The following is an 18,835-nucleotide window of genomic DNA, read 5'->3' on the forward strand; positions in this document are numbered from 1 at the left end:
CCTTACCCGTTGCCGAATCGCTAGCAAAATTGCCTGCGGCTAAAGCACTTTTGACTTCATCCAAGCGGCGGGGAGACACAGCAGTTTCTGAGAATTGGTAACGTAAGCCCGCTTCTGAAACACATCATACTGATTGCGTTCGATCGCATTTAAGATTCTGCTGTAGAGCATTGTAGCAGCCCAAACAGTCCAGCGAATATCGGGACTGAGCACTTTAATTCCCGGTTCGGCGCTGGCGTATAATTTGCGAGCTCGCTGAATTTGAAACCGCATCAATTCCCGCCAGCGGTTGTCAATCACACCGTTGAATAAATCTTCTTCCGTGTAGTTAAACAAGGCTAAGTCTTCTAAGGGAATGTAAATGCGGCCGCGGCGGGCGTCTTCTCCGACATCGCGCAAAATATTAGTCAACTGCTTGGCAATACCGAGGGAGATGGCTTCTTCTTTGGGAATTCTATTCCCCCAGTGCCAATTCCAGTTAGCAGCGGAGTTCGATTCGCCTACACCCATAACAGACATCGACATCAGCCCGACAGTACCCGCTACTCGATAACAGTAAAGATTGAGTTCTTCAAAAGTTTCGTAGCGGCTGCGGTACAAGTCCATTTGCTGGCCCGCAATCATCTCTCGAAACGGCCCAATGTCGATCGGGAAACGAGACAGCGTATCCACCAAAGCTACGTCGTAGTCATCGTGAGGATGGCCGGCAAACACCGATTCTAGCCGTTTTTCCCACAAATTGAGGGTTTCAGGGGTCGTTGCATCAGAACCCGGCCCGTCTACGAGTTCGTCGGTGCGGCGGCACCAGACGTAAATCGCCCAAATCGCCCGACGCTTGGCTTCGGGCATGAGTTGAGTGCCTAAATAAAAATTTTTGGCATAACTCGCCGTGACTTGGCGGCACAGTTCGTAGGATTCATCCAAAGAGGCCAGAGTTCTCATGCACTGGAGTTTTGACAGTTGCAGCATCCGAGAATAAGAAATTTAAAGATTAGAATTGACACTCCCCCGTTTAGAAAACGGGAGATTCTTTTACGTCTTTATGAAAAATTCTTAATTTTTCATTTGTTATTGGCCGTCGAAATAGCCTGCGCTGTCAGCTTACCAGAAAGCACGGCACCTTCCATACTCGCAAGATAACGCTGCATCGTATAATCCCCCGTTAGATAGAAATTGCTAATGGGAGTTATTTGCGTGGGACGGCACTGCTGGCGTCCGGGAGTGGCTTTGTAGACGGAACGAGGGGTTTTGACTACGTGATATTTGAGCAGTTTGGCTGGTTCTGGGATTTGATCGGGAAAGAGTTTTTCTAACTCGACCATTGTGGCTGCGACGATATCTTCGTCAGATTTGCCTATCCAGTCTTTGGCCGGTGCTAAAACCAGTTCCAGCATTGATTTGTCTGGGTTGGCATATTCGCGGCAGGTGTTGCTCATGTCGGCGTAGACGCTCAGCAGGGGCGATCGCGAGAACAGCAAATGGTCGATTTCAGTTAGCTTGCGATCGAACCACAAGTGTACATTAATGACGGGTACTCCCTCCAAACCTTCGAGCTGTTTGAAATAATCCATTTCGCCCCAAGGTTTCGGCATCATCAGCTTCAGCGGGTCAACCGGCATCGCGGAAACGTAAATATCGGCCGTCAGAATTTCTGACTCTGCCCCTTTGACGCCCCGAATGTGGAAGCCGCGCACCGTGTTGTCATCGTTGAGCAAAAACTCCCCAATGGGTGCGTTCAGCCGGACTTCACCGCCGCGCTCAGTTATGTAGTCTACCATCGGCTGACACAACCTTTCTGTGGGGGAACCGTCTAAAAAAGCCATTTTCGAGCCATTTTTCTCTTGCAGGAAGCGGTTGAGGGCTGTCAGCAGTATGGTTGCAGATATTTCGTGGGGGTCGATGAAGTTGAGCGCCTTGGACATGGCGATGAATACTTCTTTTTCGACTCTGGGGGGGACGTTTTGCTTTTTGAGCCAGTCGGAAAACGAGTATTTGTCCATTTCTTCGACGTATCTTTGACCCTGAAGCATCGCCGGAATCAAACCTATACCGAAGCGGATTTTTTCGGGCCAGGTGAGCATATCGTTGTTGCTCAAGATGGCTGCGACGCCGTTGAAGGGGGCCGGAAGGTCGGGAAAGTCAAAGCGGGAATAGGTTCCGGGGGTTTCCGGCTGATTGAAAATCATCGAGTGTTCTTTCCATTGCAGCCGGTCTTCAATGTCAAGTTCTTTGAAGAGTTGGAGCATATTCGGGTATGCACCGAAGAAGATGTGGAGGCCGGTTTCGTACCAGTCGCCATCTGCATCTTTCCAGGCGGCTACTTTGCCGCCGAGTACGTCCCGACTTTCTAGGATGATGGGGGTGTGGCCCGCGTCGGTAAGATATTTAGCGCAGGAAAGTCCTGCTAAGCCTGCTCCGGCGATCGCAACTCGCATTTGATACTACTTGGCCTCTGTGTTCGCTTCGGTTTAATTATACTTTACAACTCGTTACATTTTTTTGGGAATTGGGGAAGGTGGAGGTGAGGGGTGCGGGGCGATCGGGTGGTCAGAAACCGGGTTTTTTACGACCCTACTTCGTTGTGACCCATAGATTCGGTAAAAAACCCGGTTTCTTTGGTGTGTATGCCTAATTCCTGATTAACGGAAATTTAGCAATTATTGCTATCATAAATTAAGAGCAAATTTTGATGAATTGCTTACTTAAATTTATGGTACAAACAATTCAAGCTAGAAATGTCGCGTTGAACGATTTGGAAACCCAATTCAAAATTGAGTGGGTTGAAGATGACCAATTCTTTCGCGAGTGGCAAGATGATTTGCCAGAAATCAATGATGCTGAAAAACAGCGGCTGGACAGAGTGAAGGCAAGTTACAGGAATTTGCTCAAACATCCGCCACTTCTAGAAAATACAGTCAAAATGGTTGTGCTGTCTCCGTTTTTGGATTTAGCTGATTTCTATCTTGCTCCTTTTCATGTTACTTCCGAAAAATCGGTAGAAATTGTTGACGAGGATGAAGGAACTATTGTCAGGGGACAGTTGGATGTTTTGGCTTTGTTTCAGGAGTTTTGGGTAGTAGTTATTGAATCTAAGAAAGCTGCGTTTTCTTTGGAGGTAGGGATTCCGCAGTTACTGGCTTATATGTTAGCTAATCTGAGTGCCGATCGACCTACTTACGGATTGTTAATGAATGGGGCAGATTTTCTATTTGTCAAGTTAGTTAAGCGGGAAAAAGCACAGTACGCTTTTTCTAGGAAGTTTTACCTTTTCAATCCGGGGAATGATTTGTACAGCGTGCTGAGTATTTTGAAGCGCCTCGGTCAGTTGAATGTTGGCAATAGAGTTTAGAAAGCGATCGCACTCTTCTGGGGGCGATCGCTCAGAGACGCGGTTGTACTTCGTTTAAATAAAAAATCAAGAATTAAGTAATTAGAATTCCCAGTCTTATTTAGACAATTGTTCGCAGTGCCGCTAGCCCCCCAAGGTGTAGTGGGTAAAAATAATAGAAAAATCTTTTTTCTATAGCCGTGGGTTTTTTGTCTTTAGAGGTATCGTAGTATGCCAGAACTAGCGGCGCGAATATGGCGAAAATTTGAATCCAGCTTTGGCAACTAATTGCATATCCGATATTTGCTATAGTCCAGCCGAACCACCAAAGGCGAGATCCTCCTCCTTTCCACCTAATCATCAATAGCGGGCAAGCCACTGCATACCACCCGTAACTCACTCCTAAAATTTGAGCAGTTACTAGACCTGTGCTTAAAACTGCAATTTTGCGATCGAAGCGTCGGATGTAGCTCAAAGTTAGTGCTGCTACGGCAAAGCTAAACATGATGTTTAACTGTAAATTGCCAAAAAGTAACATATGAGGTATTTGAGAAAGTACCCCAAATAATATCAGTCGAGTAATTAGAGGATTTTTGTCCCCCGGTCGTTTCCAGTTTTGAGCAAACACCCAACTAAACAACGGAAAACTGAGGCGGCCCATGATACGCATGGGTTCTGCTTCAATCATCAATCCGATGTGATCTATTAGCATTAGAGCTGCCGCCAACCATTTAATTTGATTTTGATTCATACAAGTGATTCTCCTATTCTGTTATTTTTTTTGTAATAATTAAATATTTGTTTGATTTTTGACACAAGATATTTACAAATTTCGCTTTCTCAGTATGTTTAATATGCTATAAAGTGCAGTTCTTCAATGTGTTCTTAAATGTTGATAGTTCGTATTTTATATATCTTTTCTGAAAATAGTATTTTTATTAAAATTCTCAGTACAATTAAATAGACTGTACTCATAATCTATCCTTAAAGCAACACCTAAATTAAAGAGAATAAGCTCTCTTTAATTTAGGTGTTTTAAAAAAATTACGTAAAAACCCTCTTGTGTACTCCTTAAGGTAGATTTACCTTAAATTTATTGATTCGGAGCAAATAATAATTGAGTTAATTTTACTGACCAAGAATTTCAAAGGTGGTACCCGCCACGCGATTTATCCGGGGAATCAATCGAAAATCGAAAATCGAAAATCACTTATTGCCCCCGCATTTATCCGTGGGGTCGCCTCTAAAATCTAAAATCTAAAATCTAAAATCTAAAATCGATTGACCTCGATCGCGACTACTACACCTACGATGCCTCCGCCGCCTCCGATGATTGCTCCATCCAGAATTGCTACAGTGAAGAGGGAAGAGGGGCTGGCGGTAATTTTTTGTTCGGTACAGGTGCGGTAGAGGGAACAGGCGCTGGCGGTAATTTTTGGCTCGGTACAGGTGCGGTAGAGGGAATAGGAACTGGGGGTAATTTTTGGCTCGGTACAGGTAGGGAAGTTGGTTGGGGTTGCGGTTGAGGCAGGCCGGGCACACGGATATATTTCCAATTACCAGTAAACAATAGGTACATAACACCCGCAAGCACGACACCGCTAACAACAGCAGCAGTAATTTTCCAAACACTGTAGGGACGTTCGCCTTGAACTTCAGCGGTGCGTGCATTAACCATTACTTGATATCGCTGGTTTTGATAGCGATAGGCGCACAGCCACACAGGGAGCAAAATATGCTTAAAAGTGATAGCATTGTAATCAGTAGAAATGCTGTGAACCCGCTGCTCGTCGCCTCCAATATGCCTACAAACATCGAAGTGAATAGTACCGGCCATGACATTTTTAGCAGATTCAAATCCTTGAGTGAGAGAAACTTGCGATCGCTGCGCTTCAAACCCAGCTAAATAAGATGAATTGTAAGCGCGCAGCGACTCCTTGAGATGCCAAGGTTCTAACGCATCCAGACGCGGGCGATCGATCGAAGTTGTAGCGGGAATCAGAATATCATCAAAAGGGCGATCGACTCTGCCAGAAGCAGGCCACCACCTGGTATGTTGCACTTGGCGAGTCTTCGTTTCAGTTTCGCCCTCCGAGTTGGTTTCCGTATAAGTCTCAGTTACGTAGTAGTGTTCTCCGCGAGAACCCTGATAGTAACTAACCGTATAAGTGTCGTAAGTCCAAAACGGCAAATAAACCCCTTGAATTTTCTCCTGCTGCGCTAGGGATTTCAAAGCAGAGGGAGCAAACCAGCGATTGCTGAGCCACTTCTGAATGCTTTCTCTGGCCTGTTTATCACTAACTTCAAAGGGTACAATTCCCTCTGGGTGGACGCTAGGACTAGCCTTTGCAGGTTGCGTCACAATTGGCGAAGCACAAAATGGGCATTTACCCGCTACTTTCGGCGGTTCAAAAGTAACACTTGCTCCGCAATCATTGCATTTTACTTCAAGGGCTGTTGTTGATAAAGTTGTCAGCGTCGTGCGATCGAGTTGGAGATATTGTTCGTAAGAATTTTCCTTTACCTCTTCAGCAGTTTGGGGAATTGCATCTTCCCAGCCGCAGTAAGCACACTTGAGCTTTCCTGCTTGGGGGTTGAACTCTAAATAAGCGCCGCAGCTAGGACATGGAAAACGTTTAACAGCAGGTTCCGAAGTATTCATAATAGTTTATTGGTGATGTAATTGGTAATCGGGAAAGCCTACCAATTACCAATTAATTAAATATGCAAAATTTTAGGCGGCGGCGGGCGGGGGAGGCGGCGGTACTGTCGCCAACAAAGATGCTAATTCTGGCACTTGCGATGCTAACTTCCAGCCGTCAAAACCCGCACGCCACACCATTACCTGATGTGTCAAACCATTTTGCAGAAGTTGATGCAACTCAAAAGGCCCTAATTGTTGACCGTTCTGGGCAATATACCACTGAGTTTGTGTTGGCGGGGGAGGTGGCGGCGGAGTTTGCGATGCTGGCGGCTGCATCATATTTGTCATTTGCTGACCTAGTGCCATTCCCATGCCCAATTCTAATGCTTGATTGCCGCCGCTGGGGTTATTTGCTGATGCTTCTATGGCGTTAGCAGCTTGATATTGGGTATATTGCTGCATATTTCCCAGAAGTCCGATTGAGGCTCGTTTGTCGAGTGCTTCTTCAACTTCAGGCGGCATCGAAATGTTTTCAATTAATAGCTGAGTTAACTCTAACCCATACTGCTGGATACTTGGCTCTATGGCAACTCGCACCTGTTCGCCCATGTGGGTGTAGTTGGCTGCAAAGTCTAGCAGGGGAACGCGGGAATTGCCAACCCAATTGGCAAAGGCACTGACTATTGTATTGCGGAGTTGATCGCTGATTTCATCTACTTGAAATAGTCCGTCAGTGCTGATTAGTTGTTTTAAGAGTTGTTCTGGATGGGAAACTTTAATGTTGTATGTGCCAAAAGCCCGCATTCTCACGGGGCCGAGTTCTGGATCGCGGATAATTACAGGGTTAGAGGTTCCCCATCTCAGGTTGGTAAATATTTTGGTGTTAAAAAAGTAGACTTCTGCTTTAAAGGGAGAGTTGAAACCGTAGGGCCAACCTTTTAAGGTGCCCAGAACGGGTAAGTTGCGGGTGTACAGTTCGTACATTCCCGGATCGAAGACATCGGCAACTCGGCCTTCGCTGACAAAGACTGCTATTTGTCCGGGTCGTATAGTTAGTTTAGCACCTTGTTTAATTTCGTTTTGGTGACGCTCGAATCGATAGGCAATGGTGTCGCTGGTATTGTCCAACCATTCGATGATATCGACAAATTCGCCGCGAATCTTGTCAAAGAGTCCCATAGATTTATTTTGGGTTGTTGTTCGATTTTAGCTTCAATAGGAGCGATCGATGTTCCCGATCGCCATTGTAAAGTTTTTAGGTGCGATCGCTGGGGCTGGGGGCGATCGCACTTTCAGACAATTCACAATTCTGGTTCAATTCCAGCCGATCGCAACTGAGCGCGCAATTGCTCTAATTGGTCTTCGGCGCGATCGGCTCTTTGCCGTTCTTGTTCTGCTCTTTCAGATCCAGATAACAACAGATTCCCTTCACTATCCCACCAGCGCAACCAAGGTAATTCAACATTTTGATACACTCCTTGCCAAATTCCCAATTCCACTCCTAACGGTGCAATCGGATAATGACCGCGTTCATTTGCAGCAACTAATTGATACCTATCTTCGATCAGATGATAGACTTCAACACTAGCCTTGGCTACTTCATAAATTCCGTAAAATGCCGGATGGATGACATTTTCATAAATCCAGAATTTACCCGGCTTAGTTTCCTGTTTTCCCGATCGCAATAAAGGAGTTCTGTCCCGTTCTTCGGCACCATTCCCGGATACAAACTCTAACACAATCAACGGCGATACAAACTCTTGCCACATCACGTATGAACGGCGCGATTGACCATCAAGTGTTGGCGGGACATTAGGCACATAAAACCAGTCCGGCGCTTCTGCACCCCGTTCTAGCGGCTCAGTTAATCGCCAATAAATACCGCTATCTTGACCGATGCAATAGTTACCGTCAGCGTGAATTCTCTGCAAAACGGGAGTAATTGAATCTGTTAGCAGGATGCTTTGGGGATGTTCTTGAAAATTTTTCACAAAAGTACCGTCTGATTCGGGTAGTTGAGTATGATCTGGCCAACCTGTGGGATTGTTTTCTACATCTAGGGTAAATTTCATGGTTTTATTGCGGTGGCAAATATTGTATTGTATTGAAAGAACTACGGATGCAAATATTAGTGTCTCAAAGATAAATCATATCTATTCCGGTGTAACCGGAATGATATAGAGGAAACGGCAGTGCCGTTTCCCTACCGTAATTAATTGTAGGGACACGGCACTGCCGTTTCCTGACTGTGGGTAACATTAATTCCGATGCTACCGGATTTGAGATCACAGCAATTCCTCCCGTTCCTCAAATTCCCCTTGTTCTCCCCGCACTAAAGGTTCATCCTGAAAGCACCCGCAAGTTCTCTCAAAAAAACCGGGCGACCAGCCTAAGTCTTCCGGTGTTTTAGCCTCAGTTGCGGGTGTTATGCGCTGGAAAACTACAATAACTTCCAAATCTGTATCTTTAATCCCAACCGGGACTTGCAAATGCAGCATCCCGTCCGAACCGACGCGCGATCGCACTTTAATGCTTTGCATAACTCTTGCCTCCTTAAGTTTGTACTGAAAAATCCTCTGGATCGACTCCCCAATTCACCCATTTAATCGCTTCTCTGGCTGAGTTGATATCGGGCGGCACTCGCAAAGCGTGAATAAATCCGGTGCTGGGACAAGTCATCTTTAACAGATAAATCGGCTCCACGTCAAGGTTTGTATCAATTTTTAATAATGTGTATTCCTGCCAAGTATCTAATTCAACGGCTGCTAATTCAGAGCAAATGCGATCGTAACCAATTCCTTGAATTAGCACTCGCTTGAGTTCGGCGTTTTCTTCCTCTAAAAGCCATTGAGGTTGCCATTCATGCGGATGGATTTTGCCGTATTTTTCGGGTAAGGTGACGCCGTGATAGGAATAGAGGCTGTACCCATCGGCAAATTGAATGGCGGGTCCTCCTTCGGCGTGGAGGCGGTGTTGGCTGTCGAAGGAAAGGATGCGGGGGCGATCGCACACAATGCAAACTTTTTCATAGGTAAAAATCCAGCCGCATTGAGTTGTCAAAGACTTAAGCGCTTGCCACCTTCTGCGATGGTATTTGCACTTTAATACGGAGAAGCAGAAGTCACAACGTGCAGCAAGTTCTGCCCATATTATATAATCTAGAAACTCATAATCCTCATTATAGTGAAATGGTTCATGACAAAAAATAGATTCTAATAGTTTCTTAAAAAGATCGGAAAAACGCATCCATGCTTTCCGGTAAAGCTGGGAAGATAACTTATTTGAAGCCTGTGCCATTATAGAATCCAAAGTCTTGCAGTACAGTTTTTCTGTAAATCGATCGACCAGATTAACTCCAAATTCTTCGTATAGCTGAGTAATTGATTTGCCGCGAAGAACAAGATTTACAGCTTGATAGGGGCTGTGGCAAAAAATAATTTCCGGTTCTTTTTCGCCAATTACAAGGTAAGCTTCTTTAATTGCATCTGCTGCTTTTTCGCAGTCGATCGGCTCAGTGGAGTACATGATTTCCCGCCACTTATCATCATAAGCTAGCATTAAATCTTCTTGTTCTGGAGTAAGTTTTTCAATCATCGCTATCCTCTAAAATCGATTATGCCAAAGAAACCGGGTTTTTTACCGAATCTGTGGGTGAGTGCGAAAGATTTTCGTAAAAAAACCCGGTTTCTGACACCCGTGCGTAATTCCTACTTGTAATAACCTCAATCTTCATCCCACTTATCTTTAACTGCTTTGCCTTTTAGATTGAGAAACTCAACTGAATACAATACTTCTAATCCGGGCATTCAGGATACCTCTATGTTAATGATAGGATAACTTTTGCTCTCCATTCTAACTGGTATCTTGCACCATTCTCAAGTAGCCATTTATGAACAGGCTTTCCGGCCTGTTCCACAAAAATTCAATGTTCTTGTGGAACAGGCCGGAAAGCCTGTTCTTGAGAATGGTGCAAGATATGAGTTCTAATCAATTTGCTCCTCGGTTGCTGCGCCAAACCGTATCGAAAAAAGGTCGATCGCACCCAGCCAACCCCAGCAACCTGAACCGCAGGTGAGGCAATCCCCCTGCAGCCCCCGCTTCTCGACGCGGTACAATAAGTGCAATCATACTTAACGCTTATATTGAAAAAGTTACACACAACGCCACAGGAGACAACTGACGCATGGGTAAAGTAGTTGGCATTGACCTCGGAACAACAAACTCAGTAGTAGCCGTCATGGAAGGCGGCAAACCGGTTGTGATTGCCAATGCAGAAGGGATGCGGACAACTCCCTCGGTAGTCGCTTTCACAAAGGAAGGAGAACGCCTTGTGGGACAGATGGCCAGACGCCAGACTGTTCTCAACCCGCAAAACACCTTTTACGCAGTCAAGCGGTACATCGGACGCAAATATACCGAACTGACTCCAGAATCAAAGCGCGTCCCTTACACAACTCGCCGCGACGACAACGGGAACATCAAAGTCAAGTGTCCCCGCCTGAAAAAAGATTTTGCCCCAGAGGAAATTTCGGCGATGGTGTTGCGGAAACTGGCCGATGAAGCTAGCCGCTATCTGGGACAAGAGGTGACGGGGGCTGTAATTACTGTTCCCGCTTATTTCAACGACTCGCAGCGACAGGCGACGCGGGATGCGGGACGAATTGCCGGACTTGAGGTCAAACGGATTTTAAATGAGCCGACAGCGGCTTCTTTGGCTTACGGTTTGGAGAGGCGAGAAAGTCAAACTATTTTAGTGTTTGATTTGGGCGGCGGTACTTTTGATGTGTCGATTTTAGACGTGGGAGATGGAGTATTTGAAGTTAAAGCAACTAGCGGCGACACTCAATTAGGCGGCAATGATTTTGACTCCAAAATTGTTGACTGGTTGGCAGAACAATTCTTAGAAAAAGAAGGAATTGATTTGCGACGCAACCGCCAAGCTTTGCAGCGATTGATCGAAGCGGCTGAAAAAGCCAAGATTGAACTGTCGGGAGTCGGTGTCACCGAGATTAATTTGCCGTTTATCGATGCGAATGAAGACGGGCCTTTGCATCTGGAAACGCGGCTGACTCGCGGTCAATTTGAGGGACTCTGCACAGATTTGGTGCAGCGGCTGCGGCGGCCGGTCAAACAAGCTTTGGCTGATGCAAGTTTGAGTCCTTCTCGCATTGATGAAGTTGTGTTGGTCGGCGGTTCGACTCGCATTCCTTTGGTGCAGGAAGTTGTTCGCAGTTTGATCGATCGAGAACCGAATCAAAATGTCAATCCCGATGAAGTTGTGGCGGTGGGTGCGGCAATTCAAGCGGGTATTTTGGGTGGGGATGTCCGCGATGTGCTGCTGTTGGATGTGACGCCGCTGTCGCTGGGTTTGGAAACTATCGGCGGGGTGATGAAAAAACTGATTCCTCGCAATACTACTATTCCCGTCAGGCGATCGGACATTTTTTCGACGGCTGAAAACAACCAAACTGTGGTAGAAATTCACGTGATCCAAGGGGAACGGGAATTAGGCAGAGATAATAAGTCTTTGGGACGGTTTAAACTAACTGGAATTCCGCCGGCGCCACGAGGGATTCCGCAGGTACAAGTAGCTTTTGATATTGACGCTAACGGGATGCTGTTGGTGACTGCTTTGGACAAAACTACCGGCAGGGAACAAAGCATTACTGTGCAAGGTGCTTCGACGCTGAGTCAGCAGGAAGTGAATCAAATGATTCGCGATGCGGAACAGTTTGCTCAAGCTGATAAGTTGCAGCGGGAAAGGGTAGAAAAACGCAATCGCGCTGAAGCTTTAGCTTATCAAGCGGAGCGACAGTTGCGAGAAGTTGCGCTCGATCGCGGAATGCAGTTTGCTCAAAGAAGTCGCCAGCGAATTGAAACTTTAATTCGGGAATTGCGAGACAGTTTGGAACGCAATGATGAGCGGGGAGTTGACCAAGTTGGTTCGGATTTGCAGGATGCTCTTTACGATTTGAGCCGGGAAGTTTCAGCTTTTGCTGATGATGACGATGATGACGATTTCTTTGAGTCTGTGAAGCGGACTTTTACGGGCGACGGTACCAAGCGACGCAGCGATGACAGCAGCTATTATACCAATGCTAAACCGTACAGGCGATCGACTGTCGATCCAATTCCCGATCGCCCCTATGATCGCCCCTATGATCGCACCGGTGATCGTATGAACGATCGCATGGGCGATCGCATGGGCGATCGTATGGGCGATCGTAGAAGCAGTGCTAATCGCCCCACTCGCCCTTATCAAAATCAAAGCGACGATTGGGATGATGACGACGATTGGCTCTAATTAGTGGTTAGTCATTAGTCCCTAGTCATTAGTCCCTAGTTTGAAGCAGGGAAGCAGCATGACTAATGACTAATGACTAATAATTAATGACTAATGACTAATGACTAATAACTAATGACTAATGACTAAATATGCAGAATTTTCGCAATTACTATCTAATTTTGGGAGTACCCAAAGATGCCACGGCTGATGAGATAAAAAAAGCCTATCGACGGCTAGCCAGACAGTTGCACCCTGACGTAAATCCAGGTGATAAATCTGCTGAAGATAGGTTTAAGGATATTAATGAAGCTTATGATATTCTTTCCGATCTAGACAAGCGCGCTCAATACGATCAGTTTAGTAAATTCTGGAAACAAAAGGGATTTCAAGGAAAGCAAGGGGTGCGACTTCCCAATTTCAAAACTTGGGGAAATACTAAAAATACCCGGAAAAAACCGGCCGAAGATGTCGATTTTAGTGATTACTCGGATTTTAATAAATTTCTCGACCAAGTGCTCGGAAGGCGGCGGGAAGTGAGGATGGCGACAGCGAATGATGCAGCGGGAGTAGCCTCCTCTGAACCGTGGAGTACGGCTTCTAAGAAAACGAGTTATGTTGCTAATTCTCGCCCACCTAGAAGGGATTTTGACGATCGCGAAATGCGACGGGAAACAGACGATCGCGAAATGCGACGGGAAACAGACGATCGGGAAATGCGACGGGAAACAGTCGATCGGGAAATGCGACGGGAGATAGTCGATCGCGAAATCAGAAGGGATATAGCCGATCGCGAAATGCGACGGGAAATTAGGGAAACAGTCGAGCGTGAAACGAGAAGAGACATTGAGGCCAGGCTAACTCTGCCTTTGGAAAGAGCTTATTCGGGTGGTACCGAGCGAATTCGTTTGGAAGACGGGCGAGCGATCGAGGTAAATCTGCCTCCTGCTATGGTATCAGGCCAGCGGATTCGCTTGCGAAATCAAGGTATGGGCGGCGGAGATTTATATTTAAAAATCACAGTTTCTCCCCATCCATTTTTTCGATTGGAAATGTCGGATATTTGCTGCGAATTGCCACTGACTCCCAGCGAAGCGGTGTTGGGGGGAGATATTGAAGTACCGACGCTAGACGGCTTGGTAAAGATGAAATTGCCACCGGGAGTAACGTCTGGAAAGCGGTTGCGGCTGGCTAACAAAGGCTATCCGACAGGAAATGGCGATCGGGGCGATCAGCTAGTAGAAATTCAGGTGTTAATCCCCAAGGAAATTAGCGAGGAGGAACGGGAATTATACGAAAAGTTGCGGCAGATAGAAATTTTTAAACCGCGTCAAAATTTGTCGGTTTAATTCTGTAGCGTGCAATGCACACCAGAAGTTTGGTTGCTATAATCTAGTAGGGTGCGCCTCCCGCACCTGAAGACTTAACTATTACAAATTTACCGTTACCAATATGTTCACATTCATCAATCCTAAAACTGATTTTGCATTCAAAAAAATTTTTGGTTCTGAAAATAGCAAAGACATTCTCAAGAGTTTTTTGAATGCCTTGCTGTATGACAGTCAGCCCACCATCGAAAGTTTGCAAATCCTCGATCCTCATTCACTACCGCTAATTCGAGGTCTTAAGGATACTTACGTCGATATTAGAGCTCAGTTAAATGACGGCACAAATGTAATTATCGAGATGCAGGTTTTGAACGTAGAGGCTTTTGAAAAGCGGATTTTGTACAATGCAGCCAAAGCTTATTCAACGCAATTAGAAACAGCAGAACAATATGTAATGTTGAATCCAGTGATTGCCTTGACCATCACTGATTTTGAGATGTTTGAGGATTTTAGGAAAGTAATTTCGCGGTTTGTCCTGAAAGAAAGAGAGTTCTTGAGCGATTATCCTATTTTCGATTTTGAATTGGTTTTTGTTGAGTTACCAAAGTTCCAAAAAAGTTTGAATGAGTTAGAAACATTAACCGATAAGTGGATTTATTTTCTCAAAACTGCTAGGGACTTAAACGCAGTACCTGCAACAATGGAAGAGGTGCCAGAGATTAGTCAAGCATTTGCAATAGCGACTAAAGCTAATTTGAGCTATGACGAATTAAGCGAGTTGCAAAAACAGGAAATTTACATCCAAGACCGTCGGGGAGCAATCACTAAAGCCGTCAGCATAGCAACAGAAAAAGGCAGACAAGAAGGAATCAAAACAGGACAAATAGCACTGATTATTCGTCTATTGGAACGTCGTGTAGGTGCTGTCACTCCCGAAGTTCAAACTCAAATCGGGGAATTGTCGATCGACCAATTGGAAAACTTAGGAGAAGCCTTGTTAAATTTTAACGACATATCAGATTTAACAGCTTGGCTGCAAACACAAGATTTACCCGCCGAATAGCCGTTAGCGGAGCCCTCGAAGAGGATCGCACTTTCAGCAATCCTGGATCGCATAAGTAAAATTACTGTTGTGATTCTTCCTGAACTAGCAGAGAATTAATACTAAGGTAATTTTCCCACAATCAGGAGCAGTCTGCCGCGATGACTCAAATGCCCCCTCAATGCAACAATCTGCAAGAGCAAGTTGACTCCTTACTGCAACTGCTGCGTCAGGAATCCTCTTTGCGACAACAAGATATCACGGCGGTACAAGCTTCTCTGAAAAAGGCAATTTCTCCTGAGTTTGAAATTGTGTTTGCTGGCGCTTTCAGTGCGGGAAAATCAATGCTGATTAATGCTTTGCTGGAGCGAGAATTGCTCTACAGTGCAGAAGGACACGCGACAGGTACTGAATGTTATATCGCCTTTGCTGAGCCGGAAAAAGAGCGAGTTGTTCTCACTTTTTTGAGCGAGTTTGAGATTAGCCAGCAAGCTTCTGTGCTTTGCCATCAGTTAGGTTTAGCTACGGAACTTAATATTAATCAAACAGATGTAGTGTCGCTGTTGTCTCAGGGATGTAACATAATTATTGAAACGGAAGGCGGCGAAAATAAATCCGAGTTAGCCAAAAAAGCTAAGGCTTTGATGCTGCTGTTAGAAGGTTTTGAGGCAAATCGCGATCGCATCCAAACTCTCGAAAACGCTACCTACTCGATGGAACAGTTTAACTTTTCCAATCTCAAGGAAGCTGCTAGTTATGCCCGTCGCGGTAGTAACAGTGCTGTACTTAAGCGAGTAGAATATTACTGTTATCATCCGCTGCTGCAAGATGGCAATATTATTATCGATACGCCGGGAATTGATGCGCCGGTGCAGCGGGATGCAGAATTGACTTATGATAAGATTGAAAGCCCCGATACTTCGGCGGTTGTCTGCGTTTTGAAAGCAGCTTCGTCGGGGGAAATGACGACGGAAGAAACCGAGTTGATGGAAAAAACACGGGGAAATCCGGGAATTCGCGATCGACTGTTTTACATTTTTAACCGCATTGACGAAACTTGGTACAACACGCAACTGCGACAGCGCTTAGAAAATCTGATTAATTCCGACTTTCGCGATACTGCGAGAGTTTACAAAACTAGCGGATTGTTGGGGTTTTACGGGAGTTTGATTCGAGGAACAACAGGGCGCGATCGCTTTGGTTTAAATACAATCTTTGCCACCAGTAAAGGGCGAGTTTTTGGAGACGATAAATTAGATTCAGAGTTTCTCGGTAATAGTGAAGAAACTCCGCAATTTGTTAGTGAATTTAATCGCTACTGTGCGAATTCCGGCAAACTGTCTCCGAGCAAATTTCGCATTTCAGTTAACAGCTACGAAACACCCAATGAAAACTACGTGCGGATTCTTGCAGAACAAGGGCAACCATTAATTGCTCAATTAATTCAAGATAGCGGCATCGAAGATTTTCGCACAGCTATCACCCGTTACCTCACAGAAGAAAAACGCCCGCAACTGTTCAAAAATTTAGCTGACGACTTAGAAGACTTGTGCATTCAACTGCGGAAACATTACCAAACAATTCAGCGGAATTTGGACAGCCAGCCCCGCGAAATTGAAGCAATGAAAGCACAGGAACTTTTGCGACTAAATCAAGAGTTGCAGCAAGTCGGACAGGATTTTCGGGAACATATCGCCGAAGAAGTCAATGAAATGATTATGAACAGATGCGATATTTTCGATATAGACTTTCGGCAACTGCAATCTCGGATGATCCGGCGCTTGGATGAATTGTTAGATGGATTTTCTGTTGAGGCGGCTTACGGACGCACTTTGCGGAATCATCCCCGCAATGCTACAGCACCTTTAATTGCTGTTTTAGTTGAAGCGCTTTATTATTTAGCGAATCAGTTGGAAGATATTTTAGTAGAGGCTACTAAGTCACTGGTTGATAATTATTTCCAGTATTTGAAAGATAGCGTTCGCAAGTCGGAATACTATCGATTACTCTATCGGTTGTTGGGGAATGATGGGGGCATTGAACAGCAGTTAGAGGAGTTATCAAAGCGGGTTTCTGATGCTTTGGTAAATGCGGCGGGCGTTGAGTGCGATCGCTACGTTCGAGAAAGTCCCCGTTTTTACGACGAAGACACGTTTTCGATTTATCAATTCCGGCAAACATTGCAGCAAACTTCTCAAGGTTACGACTGCGAAAATATGGTAGATGCCCAACCTGCAATTCGGCAATTATTGCGACTGGATTTCGATTTGAAAGTGTCGCAAACAATTGAAAAAACCTTCCGCCAAACTGTTAATAAGACGCTCAAAGATCATTTGTTGCCGATGGCCCAAAAGCAAGCGGATGATATTTTGCAGAAATACAGTCAAGCCCGCGATTATGTGGAGCAAACTCTGGCACAGGAGGCGGAGGAGAAAATCGCTAGGAATCAGCGGCTGCAAGCTGAGAATGATGAAAAGATCGAAAAGTACGATCGGGCGGTTTCTGGGATTAATAGCTGTTTGCAGGCGATGAAATTGCACGAGCATTTATTGCCTGTAATTGGGCAAAATGATGGTGTTTCGGTGGATTTTGAGGCGAAAGATATTGATTGAAATTACCTAAATTGAAAACCCGGCGATTGGAAATCGCGGCTACACAGACAAAACCCGCCTTCGCGGGTTGAAAGCATTCTTAGTCCGCGGAGGCGGACTTCGTTTGTGTAGACGCGAATTCTGTTCGCCCGGTTATTGCGAAAAGAAAGATGCTACTCTAAAATAGCTAGGATGACAGTAAAAAAAACTTAGAGATTAATATGGAAGATAAATTTGATTTTCACAACTGTGGTAATGATGATGCTTTATCTTTTGGTAAGGCAATGCTTAAAATAGAAAAACTTAAGGAAACAGTAAAGAACATTTTGCCTGAAAATGAGTTAGGATACAAACTCAATCTGTTCTTAATCCAGCAAGCCCTAAATATTGATGTAGCTTTAACTACCGATCAAACACGTCGTTTATATGAGAACTGGTTTGGTGAAGGTATAGATTGTGAAATTCTCAGAGTGGGTGCTAATGGCTGGAAGAAAGGAAAGATTAAGCTCAAACTCAATGTTACTATAGAATTTTGCCCAGACGAACCCGAAGTCGGAGAAACACCAGAAAACAACGAATCAGAAACTAGCAAACCAGAATCTCCCCTTGACGATTTGCGGCGCCAACTTCTCAATCAAGAAAATTCACCCAGCTAGTCCATTAAACATCCGCGTTAATTCGCGTTCATCTGCGGTTAAAACTCATGGCTAAAAAGCCTATTAGGTTAGATATCAATATGGAAGATAAATTTGATTTTCACAACTGTGGTAATGAGGATGCTTTATCTTTTGGTAACGCAATGCTTAAAGTAGGAAAACTCAAGGAAACAGTAAATAGAGTTTTGCCTGAGTATCGGTTAGGAGAGACACTCAATAAATCGTTAAAAGAACAGAATTTAAATATCCATGTACCTGTTGACACTCGCCAACAACGTTTTTCATATAATAACTGGTTTGGTCAAGGTATAGATTGTGAAATTCTGAGAGTTGGTGCTCAGGGCTGGAAGAAAGGAAAGATTAAGGTCAAACTCAATGTCACTATAGAATTTTGCCCAGACGAACCAGAAGTCGAACAAACACCAGAAAACAACGAATCAGAAACTAGCAAACCAGAATCTCCCCTTGACGATTTGCGTCGCCAACTTCTCAATCAAGAAAACTCACCCAGCTAATCCATCAAACATCCGCGTTAATTCGCGTTCATCTGCGGTTAAAAATCATCATGTCTAAAACCCCCAGAATCCCGATTCCCCCAGAAGTCAGAAAATACGTATTTACTCGCAATAAGTACCAGTGCCAAAGCTGCGGCCAAACCAAACTAGAAACCCAACTGACGATCGATCATATCATCCCCCTAGCGCGCGGCGGCAGCAACGACATCAGCAACTTGCAAACCCTCTGCGGCACCTGCAACCAAAAGAAAACCGACAAACTAGACCCCCGCTTCCGCCGTCACTTTGACCTTTGATATTTAACAGTATAATAAAATCAGCAATTTAAGCTTGAAATTGCTAACCTCTGTTCGATCGCACTTTTAATCCCTAGCTTGGATAACTGCAATGGTGACAAATTGCACCATTGTCAAGAACAGGCAAGATGCCTGTTCCACAAGAAAATTTA

General features: G+C 45.0%; 17 protein-coding genes. 8 read left to right on the forward strand and 9 right to left on the reverse strand.

Features of this window, described 5'->3' with window-relative positions:
* Window positions 1-39: 39 nt before the first annotated feature.
* Both crtB and pds read right to left on the reverse strand, forming a co-directional pair.
* A complete protein-coding gene (gene crtB, locus QUB11_RS11610) occupies window positions 40-969 on the reverse strand; it encodes a 15-cis-phytoene synthase CrtB (protein ID WP_333202924.1) in 930 nt (309 codons plus the stop codon).
* Window positions 970-1,061: 92 nt separating this feature from the next.
* Window positions 1,062-2,435: a 15-cis-phytoene desaturase gene (gene pds / locus QUB11_RS11615; RefSeq protein ID WP_333202926.1), complete on the reverse strand. Its 1,374-nt coding sequence runs from the start codon at window positions 2,433-2,435 to the stop codon at window positions 1,062-1,064.
* Window positions 2,436-2,710: 275 nt separating this feature from the next.
* Here pds and QUB11_RS11620 point away from each other — a divergent pair, with 275 nt between their 5' ends.
* On the forward strand, window positions 2,711-3,349 hold the full coding sequence (locus QUB11_RS11620; protein WP_333202928.1) for a restriction endonuclease subunit R: 639 nt from the start codon (window positions 2,711-2,713) through the stop codon (window positions 3,347-3,349).
* A 100-nt stretch (window positions 3,350-3,449) separates the two neighbouring features.
* On the opposite strand, the gene QUB11_RS11625 is transcribed toward QUB11_RS11620, so the two are convergent.
* The 7 genes from QUB11_RS11625 to QUB11_RS11655 form a co-directional block, all read right to left on the reverse strand.
* Entirely contained in the window at window positions 3,450-4,079 is a 630-nt protein-coding gene (locus tag QUB11_RS11625; RefSeq protein WP_333202930.1) for a TraX family protein, read from the reverse strand.
* A 600-nt stretch (window positions 4,080-4,679) separates the two neighbouring features.
* Window positions 4,680-5,990: a hypothetical protein gene (locus QUB11_RS11630; protein WP_333202932.1), complete on the reverse strand. Its 1,311-nt coding sequence runs from the start codon at window positions 5,988-5,990 to the stop codon at window positions 4,680-4,682.
* A gap of 72 nt (window positions 5,991-6,062) precedes the next feature.
* Window positions 6,063-7,151 (reverse strand): SPFH domain-containing protein, encoded by a 1,089-nt coding sequence (locus tag QUB11_RS11635; RefSeq protein WP_333390595.1) that lies wholly within the window; start codon window positions 7,149-7,151, stop codon window positions 6,063-6,065.
* A gap of 122 nt (window positions 7,152-7,273) precedes the next feature.
* Window positions 7,274-8,044, reverse strand: a complete 771-nt coding sequence (locus QUB11_RS11640) for a Uma2 family endonuclease (RefSeq protein WP_333202938.1) — start codon at window positions 8,042-8,044, stop codon at window positions 7,274-7,276.
* A 213-nt stretch (window positions 8,045-8,257) separates the two neighbouring features.
* The gene (locus QUB11_RS11645) at window positions 8,258-8,512 is read right to left on the reverse strand and encodes a hypothetical protein (RefSeq protein WP_333202940.1); all 255 of its coding nucleotides are present in this window, start codon (window positions 8,510-8,512) and stop codon (window positions 8,258-8,260) included.
* 13 nt (window positions 8,513-8,525) lie between these two features.
* Window positions 8,526-9,566: a DUF6745 domain-containing protein gene (locus QUB11_RS11650; RefSeq protein WP_333202942.1), complete on the reverse strand. Its 1,041-nt coding sequence runs from the start codon at window positions 9,564-9,566 to the stop codon at window positions 8,526-8,528.
* A gap of 393 nt (window positions 9,567-9,959) precedes the next feature.
* Window positions 9,960-10,100, reverse strand: coding sequence for a hypothetical protein (locus QUB11_RS11655; protein ID WP_333202944.1), 141 nt, complete (start codon window positions 10,098-10,100; stop codon window positions 9,960-9,962).
* A gap of 55 nt (window positions 10,101-10,155) precedes the next feature.
* Between QUB11_RS11655 and dnaK the strand changes: the two genes are divergently transcribed.
* The 7 genes from dnaK (at window position 10,156) to QUB11_RS11690 (ending at window position 18,683) form a co-directional block, all read left to right on the forward strand.
* On the forward strand, window positions 10,156-12,276 hold the full coding sequence (dnaK, locus tag QUB11_RS11660) for a molecular chaperone DnaK (protein WP_333202946.1): 2,121 nt from the start codon (window positions 10,156-10,158) through the stop codon (window positions 12,274-12,276).
* 131 nt (window positions 12,277-12,407) lie between these two features.
* Window positions 12,408-13,604 carry a DnaJ C-terminal domain-containing protein gene (locus QUB11_RS11665; protein WP_333202948.1) on the forward strand — a complete coding sequence of 399 codons (1,197 nt, stop codon included), beginning with the start codon at window positions 12,408-12,410 and terminating at the stop codon, window positions 13,602-13,604.
* Window positions 13,605-13,707: 103 nt separating this feature from the next.
* A complete protein-coding gene (locus tag QUB11_RS11670) occupies window positions 13,708-14,646 on the forward strand; it encodes an Rpn family recombination-promoting nuclease/putative transposase (RefSeq protein ID WP_333202950.1) in 939 nt (312 codons plus the stop codon).
* A gap of 140 nt (window positions 14,647-14,786) precedes the next feature.
* Complete coding sequence (locus QUB11_RS11675; RefSeq protein WP_333202953.1) at window positions 14,787-17,237, forward strand: dynamin-like GTPase family protein; 2,451 nt, start codon at window positions 14,787-14,789, stop codon at window positions 17,235-17,237.
* A 200-nt stretch (window positions 17,238-17,437) separates the two neighbouring features.
* Window positions 17,438-17,872, forward strand: a complete 435-nt coding sequence (locus tag QUB11_RS11680; protein ID WP_333202955.1) for a KGK domain-containing protein — start codon at window positions 17,438-17,440, stop codon at window positions 17,870-17,872.
* 47 nt (window positions 17,873-17,919) lie between these two features.
* A complete protein-coding gene (locus QUB11_RS11685) occupies window positions 17,920-18,387 on the forward strand; it encodes a KGK domain-containing protein (RefSeq protein ID WP_333202957.1) in 468 nt (155 codons plus the stop codon).
* Window positions 18,388-18,437: 50 nt separating this feature from the next.
* Window positions 18,438-18,683 carry an HNH endonuclease gene (locus QUB11_RS11690; protein ID WP_015179287.1) on the forward strand — a complete coding sequence of 82 codons (246 nt, stop codon included), beginning with the start codon at window positions 18,438-18,440 and terminating at the stop codon, window positions 18,681-18,683.
* Window positions 18,684-18,835: the final 152 nt, after the last annotated feature.

Source organism: Microcoleus sp. B6-A1 (assembly GCF_036705085.1).
Taxonomy (GTDB): Bacteria; Cyanobacteriota; Cyanobacteriia; order Cyanobacteriales; family Microcoleaceae; genus Microcoleus.

Coding starts and splice junctions, on each gene's coding strand:
- QUB11_RS11690 (WP_015179287.1), top strand. CDS start 18,438: ATGTCTAAAACCCCCAGAATCCCGATTCCCCCAGAAGTCAGAAAATAC.
- QUB11_RS11625 (WP_333202930.1), bottom strand. CDS start 4,079: ATGAATCAAAATCAAATTAAATGGTTGGCGGCAGCTCTAATGCTAATA.
- QUB11_RS11640 (WP_333202938.1), bottom strand. CDS start 8,044: ATGAAATTTACCCTAGATGTAGAAAACAATCCCACAGGTTGGCCAGAT.
- QUB11_RS11680 (WP_333202955.1), top strand. CDS start 17,438: ATGGAAGATAAATTTGATTTTCACAACTGTGGTAATGATGATGCTTTA.
- QUB11_RS11665 (WP_333202948.1), top strand. CDS start 12,408: ATGCAGAATTTTCGCAATTACTATCTAATTTTGGGAGTACCCAAAGAT.
- dnaK (WP_333202946.1), top strand. CDS start 10,156: ATGGGTAAAGTAGTTGGCATTGACCTCGGAACAACAAACTCAGTAGTA.
- crtB (WP_333202924.1), bottom strand. CDS start 969: ATGCTGCAACTGTCAAAACTCCAGTGCATGAGAACTCTGGCCTCTTTG.
- QUB11_RS11635 (WP_333390595.1), bottom strand. CDS start 7,151: ATGGGACTCTTTGACAAGATTCGCGGCGAATTTGTCGATATCATCGAA.
- QUB11_RS11685 (WP_333202957.1), top strand. CDS start 17,920: ATGGCTAAAAAGCCTATTAGGTTAGATATCAATATGGAAGATAAATTT.
- QUB11_RS11630 (WP_333202932.1), bottom strand. CDS start 5,990: ATGAATACTTCGGAACCTGCTGTTAAACGTTTTCCATGTCCTAGCTGC.
- QUB11_RS11655 (WP_333202944.1), bottom strand. CDS start 10,100: ATGATTGCACTTATTGTACCGCGTCGAGAAGCGGGGGCTGCAGGGGGA.
- QUB11_RS11670 (WP_333202950.1), top strand. CDS start 13,708: ATGTTCACATTCATCAATCCTAAAACTGATTTTGCATTCAAAAAAATT.
- QUB11_RS11650 (WP_333202942.1), bottom strand. CDS start 9,566: ATGATTGAAAAACTTACTCCAGAACAAGAAGATTTAATGCTAGCTTAT.
- QUB11_RS11620 (WP_333202928.1), top strand. CDS start 2,711: ATGGTACAAACAATTCAAGCTAGAAATGTCGCGTTGAACGATTTGGAA.
- QUB11_RS11645 (WP_333202940.1), bottom strand. CDS start 8,512: ATGCAAAGCATTAAAGTGCGATCGCGCGTCGGTTCGGACGGGATGCTG.
- pds (WP_333202926.1), bottom strand. CDS start 2,435: ATGCGAGTTGCGATCGCCGGAGCAGGCTTAGCAGGACTTTCCTGCGCT.
- QUB11_RS11675 (WP_333202953.1), top strand. CDS start 14,787: ATGACTCAAATGCCCCCTCAATGCAACAATCTGCAAGAGCAAGTTGAC.